This window comes from Allobosea spartocytisi (genome assembly GCF_014764685.1).
In the GTDB taxonomy this organism is placed as follows: Bacteria; Pseudomonadota; Alphaproteobacteria; order Rhizobiales; family Beijerinckiaceae; genus Allobosea; species Allobosea spartocytisi.
This window is the reverse complement of sequence record NZ_JACXWY010000001.1, coordinates 227,419-242,266: the sequence shown is the minus strand read 5'-3', so window position 1 is coordinate 242,266 and position 14,848 is coordinate 227,419. Positions and strand designations below refer to the sequence as shown.

General features: G+C 67.0%; 16 protein-coding genes. 6 read left to right on the top strand and 10 right to left on the bottom strand.

All coding sequences use genetic code 11. From position 1 onward, the window contains the following. Positions 1 to 19: 19 nt before the first annotated feature. Entirely contained in the window at positions 20 to 1,159 is a 1,140-nt protein-coding gene (solA, locus tag IED13_RS01250) for an N-methyl-L-tryptophan oxidase (RefSeq protein ID WP_191123112.1), read from the bottom strand. A 161-nt stretch (positions 1,160 to 1,320) separates the two neighbouring features. Between solA and IED13_RS01245 the strand changes: the two genes are divergently transcribed. After that, complete coding sequence (locus IED13_RS01245; RefSeq protein WP_162720153.1) at positions 1,321 to 3,078, top strand: methyl-accepting chemotaxis protein; 1,758 nt, start codon at positions 1,321 to 1,323, stop codon at positions 3,076 to 3,078. On the opposite strand, the gene IED13_RS01240 is transcribed toward IED13_RS01245, so the two are convergent. From IED13_RS01240 to moaA, 4 genes are all read right to left on the bottom strand, one after another. Then, positions 3,079 to 3,843 (bottom strand): hypothetical protein, encoded by a 765-nt coding sequence (locus IED13_RS01240; RefSeq protein WP_113253200.1) that lies wholly within the window; start codon positions 3,841 to 3,843, stop codon positions 3,079 to 3,081. It abuts the gene before it with no gap. A 10-nt stretch (positions 3,844 to 3,853) separates the two neighbouring features. After that, positions 3,854 to 5,326, bottom strand: coding sequence for a hypothetical protein (locus IED13_RS01235; protein WP_191123111.1), 1,473 nt, complete (start codon positions 5,324 to 5,326; stop codon positions 3,854 to 3,856). After that, positions 5,316 to 5,894, bottom strand: a complete 579-nt coding sequence (locus IED13_RS01230; protein WP_038361760.1) for a hypothetical protein — start codon at positions 5,892 to 5,894, stop codon at positions 5,316 to 5,318. The genes IED13_RS01235 and IED13_RS01230 overlap by 11 nt, the downstream gene beginning before the upstream one ends. 93 nt (positions 5,895 to 5,987) lie before the next feature. Further along, positions 5,988 to 7,001, bottom strand: coding sequence for a GTP 3',8-cyclase MoaA (gene moaA / locus IED13_RS01225; RefSeq protein ID WP_191123300.1), 1,014 nt, complete (start codon positions 6,999 to 7,001; stop codon positions 5,988 to 5,990). 152 nt (positions 7,002 to 7,153) lie between these two features. Here moaA and IED13_RS01220 point away from each other — a divergent pair, with 152 nt between their 5' ends. The 3 genes from IED13_RS01220 to IED13_RS01210 all read left to right on the top strand — a co-directional run bounded on the left by IED13_RS01220 (position 7,154) and on the right by IED13_RS01210 (position 9,144). Beyond that, positions 7,154 to 7,519, top strand: coding sequence for a gamma-butyrobetaine hydroxylase family protein (locus tag IED13_RS01220; RefSeq protein ID WP_112764212.1), 366 nt, complete (start codon positions 7,154 to 7,156; stop codon positions 7,517 to 7,519). Between the two features lie 86 nt (positions 7,520 to 7,605). After that, positions 7,606 to 8,136, top strand: coding sequence for a 2'-5' RNA ligase family protein (locus tag IED13_RS01215; protein ID WP_191123110.1), 531 nt, complete (start codon positions 7,606 to 7,608; stop codon positions 8,134 to 8,136). 207 nt (positions 8,137 to 8,343) lie between these two features. Next, a complete protein-coding gene (locus IED13_RS01210; RefSeq protein ID WP_191123109.1) occupies positions 8,344 to 9,144 on the top strand; it encodes an endonuclease/exonuclease/phosphatase family protein in 801 nt (266 codons plus the stop codon). A 220-nt stretch (positions 9,145 to 9,364) separates the two neighbouring features. Here the strand turns inward: IED13_RS01210 and IED13_RS01205 are convergent, their stop codons facing one another. Continuing rightward, positions 9,365 to 9,763 (bottom strand): MAPEG family protein, encoded by a 399-nt coding sequence (locus tag IED13_RS01205; RefSeq protein WP_260368256.1) that lies wholly within the window; start codon positions 9,761 to 9,763, stop codon positions 9,365 to 9,367. Next, positions 9,760 to 10,158 carry a DoxX family protein gene (locus tag IED13_RS01200; RefSeq protein WP_191123108.1) on the bottom strand — a complete coding sequence of 133 codons (399 nt, stop codon included), beginning with the start codon at positions 10,156 to 10,158 and terminating at the stop codon, positions 9,760 to 9,762. The genes IED13_RS01205 and IED13_RS01200 overlap by 4 nt, the downstream gene beginning before the upstream one ends. A gap of 139 nt (positions 10,159 to 10,297) precedes the next feature. Between IED13_RS01200 and IED13_RS01195 the strand changes: the two genes are divergently transcribed. Further along, on the top strand, positions 10,298 to 10,675 hold the full coding sequence (locus IED13_RS01195; RefSeq protein WP_404801873.1) for a winged helix-turn-helix transcriptional regulator: 378 nt from the start codon (positions 10,298 to 10,300) through the stop codon (positions 10,673 to 10,675). A 187-nt stretch (positions 10,676 to 10,862) separates the two neighbouring features. Here IED13_RS01195 and IED13_RS01190 read toward each other — a convergent pair whose 3' ends face one another. Both IED13_RS01190 and IED13_RS01185 read right to left on the bottom strand, forming a co-directional pair. After that, complete coding sequence (locus tag IED13_RS01190) at positions 10,863 to 11,441, bottom strand: L,D-transpeptidase (RefSeq protein ID WP_133561724.1); 579 nt, start codon at positions 11,439 to 11,441, stop codon at positions 10,863 to 10,865. 187 nt (positions 11,442 to 11,628) lie between these two features. Then, a complete protein-coding gene (locus tag IED13_RS01185; protein ID WP_404801872.1) occupies positions 11,629 to 12,561 on the bottom strand; it encodes a lytic transglycosylase domain-containing protein in 933 nt (310 codons plus the stop codon). A 120-nt stretch (positions 12,562 to 12,681) separates the two neighbouring features. Between IED13_RS01185 and IED13_RS01180 the strand changes: the two genes are divergently transcribed. Beyond that, positions 12,682 to 13,758, top strand: coding sequence for a hypothetical protein (locus tag IED13_RS01180; protein WP_191123107.1), 1,077 nt, complete (start codon positions 12,682 to 12,684; stop codon positions 13,756 to 13,758). 36 nt (positions 13,759 to 13,794) lie between these two features. Here IED13_RS01180 and petA read toward each other — a convergent pair whose 3' ends face one another. Then, entirely contained in the window at positions 13,795 to 14,442 is a 648-nt protein-coding gene (petA, locus tag IED13_RS01175) for a ubiquinol-cytochrome c reductase iron-sulfur subunit (RefSeq protein WP_112764073.1), read from the bottom strand. Between the last annotated feature and the right edge of the window lie 406 nt (positions 14,443 to 14,848).

The window sequence follows — 14,848 nt, the reverse complement described above, 5'->3', positions numbered from 1 at the left end:
TTGTCCTGTCGGGATGTGCTTACGCGTCGAAGCGGGAAAGCGAGAAGGGGACGAGGTCGAAGGGCGAATGGCCGCTCGTCGACAGATCGGCGAGGATCTCGCCGATGGCGCTGGCGAATTTGAAGCCGTGGCCGGAGCAGGCTGAGGCGAAGACGGCCTGCGGCACGCCCGGCACCGTGTCGATGATGAAGTCCTCGTCCGGCGAGACGGTGTAGACGCAGCCCTTCAGGGTCAGCGGCTCGCCGGCAGCGTCGGGGATATAGCGTGCGAGGCATTCGCGGATGAGCCTGACCTGCGTCTCGCTCGGTGTCCGGTCCTGATCGCGCGGGTCCATCGGCTCGCGGCCGAAATGCGGCCCGCCGAGCTTGAAGCCGGGATGCTCGTAGAGCGGGAAGCCGTAGAAGCTGCCCTCCTCGACATGCAGGATGAAGACCGGGAAGGCGCCTTCCCGGAACAGCTCCGGCCGGCGCGTGCTGAACCAGCCGATCGCCTGCTTCACCGTGGCGACGTTCCGGGTCAGCGCCGGCACCGCATCCGCGATCCAGCCGCCCGAGGTGATGACGAGCCGCCCGGCGCTGTAGGTGCCGCGCTCCGTGCGCACCACCACGCCGCCCTGCGCCGTCGGCGTCCAGTCGATGAGCGGCTCGTTGGTGCGGATCTCGGCGCCACGCGCCTGCGCCAGCCCGACATGGGCGTAGATCGCCTTTTCGGAGGCGACGAAGCCGCCATCCGGCTGCCACAGGCCGAGATGGCCGGCCGGCAGCTGGAAGCCGGGGAAGCGGCGCATCGCCTCGGCGGCGTCGATCACCTCATGGCTGAGGCCGTGGTCGAGGCAGGATTGCAGCGAGGATTCGACCGGCCCGCCGCCTTCCGGCGCCAGATCGAGCGAGCCGGTGATGTGCAGCAGCTTCAGCCCCGCCAACTCCCCCGTCTCGCGCCAGAGCTCATGCGCCCGGCGCACGATCGGCACATAGTGCGAGCCCTCGAAATAGGCGACGCGGATGATCCGGCTCAGCCCGTGCGAGGAGCCCATGGCATGGCCGAGGTCGAAGCGTTCGAGCCCGAGCACCTTGAGGCCGCGGCGGGCGAGATGCCAGCAGGCGGCCGACCCCATGGCGCCGACGCCGGCGACGATGACGTCATAGCTTTGCTGGCTCATGGGCTCTGGCTCGACCGGGAGGTGGAAAGCCAAGCCATACAGGGGCTTGCCGACCCGGTCCATGGCGCGACCGGCAGAGCCGCTCCGCTATTTCGAGAAGCCTTTGTTAACGGACGCCCGCAATAAGCTTGCCCATGACGCAGGGTGAGATCGGGGGGCTCATGACGGGCAGGATTCGGCGCTGGTTCGGCGCTGGTAAAATCGCCGGATACGACGCGCTTCCCGTCGCGCCTGCCGCTGAAGTCGAAAAGCCAGTCTTCGTGCCGGATGGCGAAACCGTTTCGGCGGCCGTCGATGATATCGAGAGCGAGATCCTGTCCGCGATGGGCAAGCTGACCCGCGAACTCGGCGAGGCCGGGCAGCTCTCGGCCGATTTCGAACGCGATTCCCGGGCGATCCTTGCAAGCGCCGGCGGCATGCGCCTGGCGGTGGTTTCGGCCAATGAGAACGCCTCGGCGCTCGCGGCCGCGAGCCAGCAGGTTTCGGATGCGGCGGAGGAGGTCGATCTCTCGCTTGCCAATGTGCGCAGCAAGCTCGACGCCGCCATGTCGCGGGCCAGCGAGGCGACGATCATGCTCGACGGGCTGGCGGTCGCGACCGGGGAGATTCGCGGGATCGTCGATTCGATCGCGGATATCGCGCGCCAGACCAATCTGCTGGCATTGAACGCGGCCATCGAGGCGGCGCGTGCCGGGGAGGCCGGGCGCGGCTTCGGCGTCGTCGCTCATGAGGTGAAGTCGCTCTCGGTCGAGGTCAGCCAGGCGGTCGAGCATATCCGCACGCGGGTCGACCGCCTGACGCAGGCCGCGCAGGGCTCGACCGAGATCGTCAACGACGCGCTCCAGATCGTCCGTGAGGTCAACCCGATCGTAGGTCTGATCGGCAATGCCTCGCAGCAGCAGGCGACGACGACCGCCGAGCTCTCCCGTAATGCGCGCGAGACCGCCTTGTTCGTCGATGGCGTGGCCAGGCAGGCCGACGAGATCGACCGCATCGCCCATGCGACGGTGGCGGATAGCGAGCGGGTGCGTCACGCCACCGAGCGCGGCGGCCGCCTCGTCGGCAACATGGTGCGCCGGTTCAAGCCGACCCTGCGGCACGCCGCCTTCGCCGATCGGCGCCGCCATGACCGGTTTCCGGCGGCGCGCCGCGCCTGGCTCTCGGTCGGCGACGTCGACATCGCCGGGGAGGTCATCGATCTCGGCCGGGGCGGGGCCCTGTTGGCCGATGCGCCGGAGGCGCGTCACTGGTCGGGCGCATCCGGCAGCGTTACGATCGAGGGGCTGCCGCCGCTGCCGTGCCGCATGACGGGGGTGAGCGACAACGGGCTCCACATCGCCTTCGCGCCCGAGGCCGCCGCCGGCAACGACGCGCTGGCGCAGACCATCGAGGAGATCGAGCGCTCCTACCGGCCTCTGATCGAGCGCGCCCAGGACTTTGCCCGGCAGGTTGGCGCGGCGATGGAAACCGCGCTGGATCGCGGCCTGTTGACCGAGGACGACCTGTTCCAGGCCAGCTATACCGCCGTGGCGGACAGCGAGCCGCGCCAGTATCTGAGCCCGAGCCTGACCGCGCTGGAAACCGTGCTCCCGCCGGTTCTCGCGCAAATCCTCGCCGACGATGCGCGCCTGTCCTTCGCCGTCGCCGGCGACCGCAACGGCTATGTGCCGGTCCACAATGCCGCCCATTCCTTGCCGCCGCGCCGGGGCGAGCCGGGCTGGAACGCGACCTATGCCCGCAACCGGCGCATCTATGACGACCGCGTCGGCATCAGTTTCGGCCGTTCGGTGCGCCCCTTCCTCGTGCAGCGCTCGCTGCAGGATCTCGGCCGCGGGCTGGAAGCGTTCAGCGAGATCGGCGCGCCCATCAGGGTGCGCGGCCGCCACTGGGGCGGGGTCAGGACGGCCTACCGGCTCTGACTACAGCCGGTCCCAGCTCACGGCGACGTTCATCTTCCGGAAGGCCTGCTGCCAGAGCGTGGCCGCCTGTTCGAGGCGCTGGGGCTCGTAGAGGCCCTGCACCTGATGCACGCTGAGCGCCCAGCTCGCGGCGCCCGAGCTCTGCCAGACCTTCGCCAGGAGCTGCCGCAGCTTTTCGGGATCGCGCGCGCCTGCGCCATTGCCGAAGACGGTATACTGGCCCGAATTCTGCAGCATGTCGGAGACCAGCACGAGCTTGCGGTCGCCGGTCTCGACCCGGTTCTCCCGCCGGGCCACGACATCGCCGATCGCCTCGACGATCGGAGACTGGTTGCCCTTTGCCGGCGTGGTCAGGACCTTCAGCGCGTCGTCGAGCGGACGGCCGAACTTCTCGACCCATTTGACGTATTCGCGGCGCGGGTTGCCGATCAGCTCGCTCGCGGTCTTGCCGGGATTGCAGAGCGAGATCAGCGCCGGGAAGCCGGGCTCGAAGACGTCGTTGAAGACATAGATCGAGAGCATCCGGTCGGCCGGCAATTCATCGCCGATCTGCTTGACCAGCGTCTTGAGGCGTCCGGCCTGGACCTCGCTCCACGGGTCGGTCTTGTCGACGAGGATCAGCGTCTGCCCCACCGGGCCGGTCTTGGGGCAGAGTGTCTCCTGGTCGCGCGGCGGCCCGCGCAGCAGGGAGGGGGCGGCGAAGAAGCCGACGAGGGCGACGCCGGCGAGGAGGGAGGCGACGATCGCCAGGTTCTCGGTCTTCATCTCGGCAAACCTAGCGCGGCATGGCGGCGAATTCCTCGGCCGCCTGCTTCTGCGCCGCCTCGTCACGCTCGAAGGCTTCGCGCCCGGCCTGTGCCGCGCGCAGCTTGACCTGCTCGACCTCGCCGGCGAGGTCGATGCCGCGCAGGAGCACGAGCCGGTCCTTCAGCGTCGCCTCGATCAGTGCCGGCATCGATCCGAGCTGCCGCTCGAAATCCTCGATCTGTCGGCGCGCGGCGGTGTATTCCGGCAATTCGCCGGGCTGGTCGATCTCGGTAAGGTTGAGCGATTGGGAGAAATAGGCCGGCGGCAGGTCGGTCCGAACGCGCAGATTGGCCTCGCGATATTGCATCATCGCCGCGTCCTTGGCGGCGCGAAGCTGCCCGAGGCGGGAGATGTGGAGGTCGCGCGCCTTCTCGGCCCTGGCCTTGAAGGATTGCAGCTTGCCGAGCTCGTCGCGGCATTCCTCGCGGAAGCCGTCGACCTGCGTCCTGAGCGCCTCCATCTCCGGCAGCAACTCGACATCGAGCCGGCGCCTTTCTTCCTCGACCGCGCTCCAGCGCTGGCGCCAGCGCTTGTAGGCGGCGGCATGGCCGGGATAGCTGCCGAAGGCCGAATAGCCCTTGGTCGCCGAGACGAAGGCGACGATGCAGCCGATGATGACGAGCGCGACCGATTTGAGGTCGTAGATCGCGAACGGGTTCTCCAGCATGCGCGGCATCACCTGGAAGGAGCGCGCATCGGGATTGGCGATCAGCATCTCCCGATAATGGCCGACGGCGAGGTTGAACAGCACGATCAGCGCGATCATCCCGGCATAGGCCGGCAGCGCCCAGAACAGATGCGAGCTCTTCACATGCTGGCAGTAGCGCGCCGGCCCCACCCCCATGAAGAAGCCGAGCGCGATGTTGAGCGCCGAGATGATGACCGCCGTCGCCGCGCCGCCGACGAGGCCGAAATCGCTGGCCTCGGCGAAGAAATTGCCGTTGAGCAGGCTCTCGATCACCAGCGGCACGACCAGGAAGAACAGGATGAACTGCCATTTGTCGAGCTTGGGGTCGGCGCGGCGCTTGTTCTCGTAATTGAAGAAGGCGTATTCGCGCTTGGCCCTGAGCGCGTCGTAGACGCGCTGCTCCAACTCGCTGCCATGCTTGTTCAGCATCGCGCGCATCGCAGCCTCGATGCTGCGCACGCGGCCCTCGAAGCGCTGCTGGGTGAACAATTCGCGCCGGCTCGCGATCTCGGCCTGGAGCGCGTTGAGGCTCGCTGCCGCCTCCTGCCGGATCGCGTTGAAATGCTCGCGGGCCCGCGCGACCAGCGTCTGCTCGGTCTGCGACAGCATCGTCGCATGGGCCGGCGGCTGGTTCTCGACCGCGTCGCTGGCGCCGTGATGGCCGGCCTTCACGGATTCCGCGAGATGATGCGCCGTGATCGGCGCGATGGCCTCGCGCCGATGGGGCTCGCCGCTGCCGTTCTCATTCGCCATGGGCGGACCGCATCAGGAAATGGCGGGCATCGACGACATCCACCCAGAAGTCACGGAAGCCGGGATAGGCCGGCCGCAGATAGGCGCGCTCGAACCAGAGCGTCAGCACGACGAGCCCGGCTGCCCCCAGCGCCGGCAGGATCGCGCCGGCGATGGCGGCGGGGCTCGTTTCCCAGAGCCGCCAGCCCAGCCCGAGCAGGGCAAAGGCGCTGGCGACGACGAGGAGCGCGAGCATGCAATGCCGGCCGGTGTCGTAGGCGAGCTGCAGCCCGGCGGTCATCAGCGTGATCGCGAAGGCGGCGGCAAGCTCGATCACGGCGAGCCCGACAACGAGGCCGGCGAGCGTGGCGCCGATTCCGGTCGGGGATGCCGGCGAGAGCACCGCATGGACGCTGCGACCGGTCGCCCAGCCGAGATGGAGGCAGAAGAGCAGGATCGCGGCGATGAGGATGGCGACGAGTGGCGTCTCGCGCCGCAGCCGCGCCGCCATGGTCGCCAGTCGCGCGGCATGCGTCTGGCATGCGGCTTCGTAAAGCGCGCTTCCGGCCGCCCGCAGCCGACCCATCATTGTCCTGAGTATCGAACGCAACCGACCCGCCATGGCCACGACGGTTACCGCATTCGCCCGGCCGGTCAAGGGAAGGGCAGGGGCGTGCCCTGCTCAGCCGCCGGTCACGCTCATATGGCGGCCGACCGCGGGGCGCGCATGGCGGCGGTCGATGACGAAATCATGGCCCTTGGGCTTGCGCGCGATCGCTTCGTCCATGGTGCGGAAGAGCAGGGCGTCGTCCTTCGACGCGCGCACGGCGGCGCGCAGATCGGCGGCGTCCTCCTGGCCCAGGCACATATAGAGCGTGCCGGTGCAGGTCAGGCGCACGCGGTTGCAGCTCTCGCAGAAATTATGCGTCAGCGGCGTGATGAAGCCGACGAGCCCGCCGGTCTCCTTGACGCGGACATAGCGCGCCGGCCCGCCGGTGCGGTAGGGATCGTCGACGAGGGAGTACTTGTCCATCAGGCGCCCGCGCACCACCGAGAGCGGCAGGTATTGATCGATGCGCCCGGCCTCGATCTCGCCCATCGGCATCACCTCGATCAGGGTGAGGTCCATGCCGAGGCCGTGCGACCAGAGCATCAGCTCTTCGATCTCGTCGTCATTGACGCCCTTGAGCGCGACCGCATTGATCTTGACCCGCATGCCGGCCTTGCGCGCCGCCTCGATGCCGGCGAGCACCACGCTGAGATCGCCGCGCCGGGTGATCTCGCGGAACTTGTCGGCGTCGAGCGTGTCGAGCGAGACGTTGATGCGCCGCACCCCGTAGCCGGCGAGCTCGTCGGCATATTTGTGCAGCAGCGAGCCATTGGTGGTCAGCGTCAATTCGTCGAGCGCGCCCGAGGTGAGATGGCGCGAGAGCGAGCGGAACAGGCTCATGATGTCGCGGCGCACCAGCGGCTCGCCGCCGGTGAGCCTGAGCTTGCGCGTGCCGCGGGCGACGAAGGCGGTGGCGATCCGGTCGAGCTCCTCGAGCGTCAGCAATTCCTTGCGGGGCAGGAACTGCATGTTCTCGGCCATGCAATAGACACAGCGAAAATCGCAGCGATCCGTCACCGAGATGCGCAGATAGGAAATCGTGCGGCCGAACGGATCGACCAGGGGCGACCGCGTCAGCGGTTTCATGTCGTCGAGCAGCACGTCTGCCTCAACTCCGGATGCGGCGCCGCTCCGCGCTGGATGCGGACGCTTCTTCACATTGCTATAGCGAGACATTGGCATCGATGCGCTGAAGGTCAAGCGCATGGCTGCCGCGCATGGCGATGAGGAACTGCACGATCATGTCATCCTGGCCGACCGAGATCCGCCTCGCCAAGGACCGCCGGACCCTCCACGTCACCTTCGACGACGGCGCGAGCTTCGCGCTGCCGGCCGAGCTGCTGCGCGTCGAGAGCCCTTCGGCCGAGGTCCAGGGCCATCATCCCAGCCAGAAGACCATCGTTCCCGGCAAGGCCGAGGTCGAGATCCTGCGTGTCGAGCCTGTCGGGCACTATGCGGTCAGGCTCGGCTTCGACGACATGCACGACACCGGCATCTATGCCTGGGACTATCTGCGCGAGCTCGGCGAGCAGGCCGGGGAGAAGATGAAGGCGTATGAGGCCGCTCTGGCCGAGAAGGGGCTGTCGCGGGAGAGGCGGCGCTAGGGGTGGCGAAGGCGGCGTGAGGAGAGACAGTTCTGGGTCGGAAGCGGATCTTTGATTGGTGAGAAATTTGGCGGGGGAGCCGAAGTATGGGGTTCGCTATTTCACTTAGGAGCGATCATCCGAGCGCGGACAGCGTTCGCGCGCTGTGGAATGATGTTCAGCGGTTCGAGGACCATCCCTCAATGGCCCTCCTTGGCTACCCGCCCCACGTCACTCTGGCCATCTACGATGATGAAACGGTGCGAGAGGCCGAGGTTCGAGACGCGCTCGATCAAGCCAGCAAAAACCTGCGCCCGGTCACGCTGACCTTTGATGCCATTTGCAGCTTTGATGGGCCGCCGATGGTTCTATGGGCGTCGCCCCGTTTCAGTGCAGTCTTGCGGGACATCCACGAGGCAATCCACGCAGCCATCCACCCCGCCTCATGTCGTCCGCACTACCGGCCCGGGACATGGAAACCTCATTGCACGCTAGGCACGCGGGTGAGGGATGATCGGCGTGACGCGGCGCTAGCCTTCGCCCGCGAAGCTAGCAGCGTGTTTGATGTGATTTTCGACGCTCTCGACTGCATCTACTTCCCACCTATCGCTCCTTTCGAGTTGCGGAAGCTGCTCTGAGCTAGCCGAACAGAACCCGCAGGAACGTCCGAGCTGGGTCGGGAGCGGACGCCTCGCCCCGGCGCCGCCAGCCTCCGTTTTCGGGCAAGACGACAAGGTCGGCTTTTGCCGCAAGGTGATCCAACTTGCCGCGAGGCTATCGATCCCGAACCATTGCCGCCGCTACAATCCCTCCGGCATGGAACAGTCGAGGCTCAAGGCTGATAGATGAAGATCATGTGTCTAAACGGCTGGGGCGGGAAGCTCCATGCGCCGCTCATCGCCTATCTGGAGGCGTCATCTCCCGACATCCTCTGCCTGCAGGAGGTGGTGCACAGCCCCGAGACCACGAAAGAGTGGCTGACCTATCGAGACGGAAGCCACATTCTCCCGCAACGAGCGAACATGTTTCGCGATGTTGCGCGGGCTCTCCCGGACCACACGCCCATCTTCTGCCCGGCAGCGCAAGGGATGCTCTGGGATGGAGAGACATCCATTCCGTCACAGTGGGGCCTAGCAACATTCGTGCGCCGCACGCTGCCGATCACAGGACAGGTGCAAGGCTTCGTCCACAAAGCCTTCTCCCCTTATGGCTATGGCGAGCACCCGAGGTCCCGAAGCGCCCATGTCGTCCGGGTTTTCGATTTCGAGAAGGCGCGGTTCATCTGCGTTGCCCACATGCATGGCTTACGCGACCTCGGAGGAAAGGGCGATACTCCCGAAAGGATCGCGCAAGCCAACCGGCTGGCGGAACTCGTTCAGCAGATCGCGGAACCAGGCGATCCTGTCGTCGTCTGTGGAGACTTCAACGTCGATCCTGGGAGCCAAACGTTCGAGATCCTCGGCCGCATCGGTTTGGCTGATCTCGTCACCGCACGGGGGTTCGGCAGCACCCGCACGTCTCACTATTCGAAAGCCGGAAAATTCGCCGATTATATGCTTGTCAACGGGCACGTGGAGGTGACGGACTTCACCGTGGTCGCCGAGCCCGAAGTCTCGGACCATTGTCCCCTGGTTCTGACAGTGTGACAGGCTTGGGCGAAGCCGTGGCGCCCGCACTCCACCAAGCGCTCGGAGAGGTCGCGTAGGATCGAGGATCGATCATTTGTCCCATGAGCGCAGGGCGTCCGGTCTGGGTGGGCTCAATGTCCGCACGAGGCACGTGACTGACGGCAAGATGCCTTTCCGAGATGTCTGCTTAGGGTCGAAAGCGGACACAAGTATCTCTCAGGCTTTTGCCAACCGAGAGCTATCCCGACACAATCTTTGCGATCAACGTCCCGGCCAGAACCAAGACGCTTAGATGCGTCAGCGCGATGCCGATTCCTCGAAGCTCGGCGGTGTCGCGCCACATCCCGATCGCATGCGCGATCCTCCCGACGAGAAGCGCGCTGCCGATCGAGATAACGAGCCATAGGGGTGCAGCGGCCGCCTCGACGAGCCCAAGCCCGATCAGGCCGAGGGGGGCATATTCGACGAAGTTGCCGTGCGCGCGGATGAGGCGGCGTAGCAGGACGTCGTCGCCTTCGCCGACGAGCACCCCGATGCGGGCTCGCCGGACGGAGACCGGCACCGAGAGACAGACCAGCGCGAGCAGGAACAGCGCCGCGAAGACCGTGGTGACCGAGAGGAACGGTATCGTGGTCACTGCCGGCTGTCGATGATGGGGCCACCGTAGGGAGAGGGCGTCTCCCGGGCGGCGTTCTGGGTGAGGAATGATCCTGCTAGCAGCGCGAGGCCCACCACCGCAGGCACGGCGCCTTTCGGCTTGCCGACGCCGATATGGGCGAGGCCGGACAGGATCAGGTGGAACAGGATGCCGGCATAGGCGAGATCGCTGAGCGGGACGTTGAACCGGGAAAGGATCGCGATCGGCGCGAGCACCTTCACGACGATCATGAACCGAACGAGATAGGCGGGGTATCCAAGACCCAGGATGGTCTCCCGGACCCAGGCACCCTTGATCATGTAGAGGGCGGCGGAAGAGAGGTAGAGCGCCGCGAGGAGCGCGGTGCTGACCCAATAGATGAATTGTGCGGACATGCGTTCTCGATCGCCGCACGCGGCGGCGCGTTCTGATGGAGTGAGGAGGAGCGGTCGGAAGCGACGGCCGCTTGTCGATAGATCGAAAATGGATGGCTATATGAAATTCAGCAAGTAGGATGAATTACGAACGCCTAGTATGGAAAAGATGACCATGGGCCGAGACGTCTCCACGATGCAGGACGAGATGCGGCGCGCCTTCGCGATGCTGTCCGGGAAGTGGAAGCTGGAGATCATGTGGCTCCTTCATCAGCGGATGCATCGCTTCGGCGAGTTGCGGAAGGCCATCGCGGGGATCACGCAGCACATGCTGACGGCCCAGTTGCGCGAGCTGGAGGCGGACGGACTCGTCACGCGCACGGTCTTCGCCGAGGTGCCGCCACGGGTGGAGTACGCGATTACGGAAAAGGCGCTGGCGCTCGGCCCGACGATGGCCGCGCTGGCGGTCTGGTGGGAGGAATACGGTAAAACTGTTCCCGGAAAAACCGGGCCGGGCCGGAAGCGCAAAGACCGCTAAGAGCCGAAAGCGAGCCTTGCCGCAAACTTATCCTCGCCCTTACACACAGCGCCTATTCTCGGGCCACCTCATCCCCGAGGGGCAGCCATCCGGAGGCGTGCCATTGGCCGGGATGAGGGCGGCGCCTGCGCAAATGAAAAAGGCCGGCGTCGCCGCCGGCCTTTTCACGTGATCGCGGATCGGCGGCTCAGCGCGCCACGACGACGCGGGTGCCGACCTTGGCACGCTCGTAGAGGTCGATGACGTCGTCGTTCAGCATGCGGATGCAGCCCGAGGAGACGGCCTGCCCGATCGTCTCCGGCTCGTTCGAGCCGTGGATGCGGTAGAGCGTCGAGCCGAGATAGAGGGCGCGGGCGCCGAGCGGGTTGTCCGGGCCGCCGGCCATGTGGCGCGGCAGGTCGGGGCGGCGCTTCAGCATGGAGGCCGGCGGCGTCCAGCCAGGCCATTCGGCCTTGCGCGTGATGGCGTGCGCGCCCGACCAGTCGAAGCCCGGGCGGCCGACGCCGACGCCGTAGCGCACGGCCTTGCCGTCGGGCAGCACGTAATAGAGGCGGCGCTCGTTGGTATCGACCACGATCGTGCCCGGCCGCTGCTTGGTCGGGTAGCTGACGATTTCACGCGGAATGGCGGTGGCCTGGGCCTTCGCCGGATCGACATAGGTGACCAGCGGCTGACGCGTCAGCGGGTCGATTTCGGCTCGGGCAGCGGTGCCCAGAGCGAGCAGGCCAAGGCCGGCAAGCACGGCCAGACGGGTGGAGCGGAGCATCGGATGAACCTCGGGCGGTCGGTGGCGCTGGGCACGAAGTTGACACGGAAAAGTCAACGTCTCCTCAATGTCCTGTCAGACTCATTTGGGCCGTGCAATTGCGCCGCCATCACATCGATGAGAGCGGGTTAGCTTTGCTTTGCCGCGTTGCGCGTCTGCAACATCGCGCACCGGTGAAGGTCGCGAATCAGCTCCTCAACACGACGCAGGCGCCCCGATCGGCCTGGATGCGCCGGCACAGCGCCGTCGCCGCGGCCCGTGTCGCGGCCGGCAGGCGGACACGGTAGAAGGCGCGCGTCCCGCGGCTGCGCAGGCGCGTGCCGATCACCATGGGCTGCAGATCGCCGATGATGCTGCGGTGGCGCGCTCCGGCCCGCTGGAAGGAAGCGAGCGCCCTTGATTTCGAGAAATTGCCGGCGAGCTGCACGCCCCAGGGCGCGAAGGGCGCTTCCGCGATCATCGGCAGGGCCGGACGCGCGCGGCGGATCGCGACCAGCGTCGGCGCGCAGGCCGTCTGCGTGTCGCGCGTGGCCGGGAGCGGCGGCGGCGAGCGCCCGTCGCCATTGGCGGTGTTCTCCGCATCCTCGGCCCAGTTCTCGACGGAGGTGCCGGTGACGGCGACGACATAATTCTCCGTCTCGAAGGGCAGGAAGCGGCTCTGCTTGGCCTTGCGCGCCGCAAGCCAGCCCGCGACCCGGTTTGGCCCGCCATTATAGGCTGCGGCGGCGAGCCCCCAATTGCCGAAGCGGTCGCGCAGCTCCGCCAGGAAATGCGCCGCCTTCGGCACGGCCTGCTCGGGGTCGAAGGGATCGATGAGGCCGCGCTCGCGCGCCGTGCCCGGCATGAACTGCGCCACGCCCTGCGCGCCGGCCGGGCTGGTGACGCCGGGCCGGAAGCTCGATTCCTGGAAGATCAGCCGCGTCAGGAAGGCGGCCGGTACGGAGTGGGTCCGCGCCGCGTCGTCGATCAGCCGGCACAGCGCGTCCTCGATGCCGGAGGAGGGCAGGGCGACCTCTTCGGGCAAGGCGGGCGCGGGCGCGAGTGCTGCCATCGCCGCGACGAGCAGGGCGGCGATGCAACCGGTCGGGCGGAGCAGGCGGCGGCGAGGATCCCGAGGCATGGCCGGCTTCTCTCGCATGTCCGGCGCGTCGCAGCCAGCCCGCGACATCGCTTGCGGATTGTCCGGGAGGGCCTGCCTGTGCGAAGAGGCGCGCAACGCGGCGGCCGGAATGGCGGTCGGATGACGGAGCAACAGCCCGAGATGGCGAAGGCCTGGATTGTCTGGTCGCGGTGGTTCCTGCTGGCGGCGCTCGCCTTCGCCGGGTTGCTGCTCGCCTTCGTCGCGGTGCTCGACCCGTTCGGCATGCGCGTTCATGCCGGGCAGGCGGCCCGGCCGATCATGGATATCAACCAGCGCTACATGTACCCGCAGCTCGTGCGCTCGGGGGCCTTCGACGCGGCGGTCGTCGGCACCTCGACCATGCGGCTGATCGACCCGCAGGCGCTGTCGCACGATCTCGGCGCCCGCTTCGTCAATCTCGCCATGAACGCCGCCACGCCCTGGGAGCAGATGCAGGCCGCACGCCTGTTTCGCCAGCACACCGCCGCGCCGCGCTGGCTGATCTGGGGGCTCGACGCGAACTGGTGCGAGGCCGACGCGACCGATCCGTCGAAATGGCGCACGCCGCGGCCGGTGCCAGCCTGGTTCTCGCGCGAGGTGCGCTGGTTCGACTGGCTCAAGCTGATGAACCTGACCAATCTCGAGATTGCCGGCCGGCTGCTCGCCTATCGCTTCGGCCTGGCGTCCGAGCGCCTGCGCGGCGACGGCTATGGGGTCTTCACCCCGCCGGAAGAAAGCTACGATCTCGCCCGTGCCCGCAGCCATATCTATCAGAACAACGGCGGCCGGCCCCTCGATCTGGCGCCCTTGCCGCGGATGCCGGTTCCGATCTCGGAGAGCATAGGCTGGCGCTTCCCGGCTCTCGATTGGCTGGAAGAGACGATCTCGGCCTACCCGAAATCGACCCGCCTGATGCTGGTCCTGCCGCCGTCGCATGTCGCGGCGTTCCCGCGCGAGAACAGCGCGGAGGGGCAGCGTTACGCCGCCTGCAAGACCGCCATTGCGGGGCTGGCCCGGCGTCACGGCGCGACCGTGGTGGACTATGCCCACATCTCCCCCGTGACGACGCAGGATATGAATTACTGGGACGCGCTCCATTTCCGCCTGCCGATCGCGCAGCGCGTCGAGGAAGAGCTCGCAGGTCTCGCGAAAGGCGGCCAGCCGCTGCCCGACGGTGCCGCCCGGGTCTCGCGATAGCGGTTCGGGGAAAACGCGGGTGGCTGAGACGCGCCCTTACAGCTGCTCGATCGACGACAGCGAGAAGTCGTCGCCGGCCGGATTCTCGCCGACCACGAGCGTCGTGTCGGTGGCGTAGTGATGGGGTGGAACCGGAAGGTTGTACGGTGCGGGAACGCCCCGAAACACCCGGCCTGCCAGATCGTATTTCGAGCCGTGGCAAGGGCAGAAATAGCCTCCCGGCCAGGAAGCTTCCATGGTGGGATCGCCCAGATCGGGCTTGGGGAGCGGTATGCAGCCCAGATGCGTGCAGATGGCGATCAGAACCATGAATTCGGGCTTGCTCGACCGGCACCAGTTCCTGGCATAGCCCGGCTGCTGGTTGACCGCGGAGTCGGGGTCGCCGAGCCGGGCGAGCAGGCCCGGATTCTTCAGCTCGGCGAGAGCCTGCTCGGTCCGACGCAGGACGAAAATCGGCTTTCCTTGCCAGAAGAACGAGATCTGCTGACCCGGCTGGATCTGCGAAAGGTCGATGGAAACCGGCACGCCCGCTGCCCTCACATCGGCGGAGGGTTCCAGCGAGGTGATGATGGGCCAGGATGCCGCGGTCGCGCCGACGACGCCGAAGGCGGCCGTGGCCAGGAACAGAAACTCCCGCCGGGTGGACTGCTCCCCATGGAATCCGACTTCGGCTTGCTCGGGCATCGGCGCCTCCGATCGAACGGAGCGGCGTCGCGAGATTGCTGAAAACCCGGCGGCGCGATCCTTGATTCGAGGTGGTGCGGCACAGGCGGAAAACAAGGGAGCCGGGGGCGATCCAGACTGCCGGCTCCGGAGACATCCAGCCTCTCCCCAAGCGCGATGACGCGCGCCCGCGCGGCGTCCTGCAGGGCAGTACGCAATCGAGGCGGGGACATCCGGGAAGAAATGGTGGGCGATACAGGGATCGAACCTGTGACCCCTCCCGTGTGAAGGGAGGCTTCCCGCCAGAACCCGTTGGAAAACAACGGTAGGCACGGATAGAGCAGGGGCCTTTACCGGCACTTTGTTCCGCCTGTGTTCGCCTCTGTCGGTTCAGTCTCACCAAAGAGCGCTCCCTATGCTCGGCTCC

Excerpts from the sequence above, each read along its gene's own strand:
- solA (WP_191123112.1), bottom strand. The coding sequence starts at position 1,159 with ATGAGCCAGCAAAGCTATGACGTCATCGTCGCCGGCGTCGGCGCCATG.
- IED13_RS01245 (WP_162720153.1), top strand. The coding sequence starts at position 1,321 with ATGACGGGCAGGATTCGGCGCTGGTTCGGCGCTGGTAAAATCGCCGGA.
- IED13_RS01240 (WP_113253200.1), bottom strand. The coding sequence starts at position 3,843 with ATGAAGACCGAGAACCTGGCGATCGTCGCCTCCCTCCTCGCCGGCGTC.
- IED13_RS01235 (WP_191123111.1), bottom strand. The coding sequence starts at position 5,326 with ATGGCGAATGAGAACGGCAGCGGCGAGCCCCATCGGCGCGAGGCCATC.
- IED13_RS01230 (WP_038361760.1), bottom strand. The coding sequence starts at position 5,894 with ATGATGGGTCGGCTGCGGGCGGCCGGAAGCGCGCTTTACGAAGCCGCA.
- moaA (WP_191123300.1), bottom strand. The coding sequence starts at position 7,001 with ATGAAACCGCTGACGCGGTCGCCCCTGGTCGATCCGTTCGGCCGCACG.
- IED13_RS01215 (WP_191123110.1), top strand. The coding sequence starts at position 7,606 with ATGGGGTTCGCTATTTCACTTAGGAGCGATCATCCGAGCGCGGACAGC.
- IED13_RS01210 (WP_191123109.1), top strand. The coding sequence starts at position 8,344 with ATGAAGATCATGTGTCTAAACGGCTGGGGCGGGAAGCTCCATGCGCCG.
- IED13_RS01200 (WP_191123108.1), bottom strand. The coding sequence starts at position 10,158 with ATGTCCGCACAATTCATCTATTGGGTCAGCACCGCGCTCCTCGCGGCG.
- IED13_RS01195 (WP_404801873.1), top strand. The coding sequence starts at position 10,298 with ATGGAAAAGATGACCATGGGCCGAGACGTCTCCACGATGCAGGACGAG.
- IED13_RS01190 (WP_133561724.1), bottom strand. The coding sequence starts at position 11,441 with ATGCTCCGCTCCACCCGTCTGGCCGTGCTTGCCGGCCTTGGCCTGCTC.
- IED13_RS01185 (WP_404801872.1), bottom strand. The coding sequence starts at position 12,561 with ATGCCTCGGGATCCTCGCCGCCGCCTGCTCCGCCCGACCGGTTGCATC.
- IED13_RS01180 (WP_191123107.1), top strand. The coding sequence starts at position 12,682 with ATGACGGAGCAACAGCCCGAGATGGCGAAGGCCTGGATTGTCTGGTCG.
- petA (WP_112764073.1), bottom strand. The coding sequence starts at position 14,442 with ATGCCCGAGCAAGCCGAAGTCGGATTCCATGGGGAGCAGTCCACCCGG.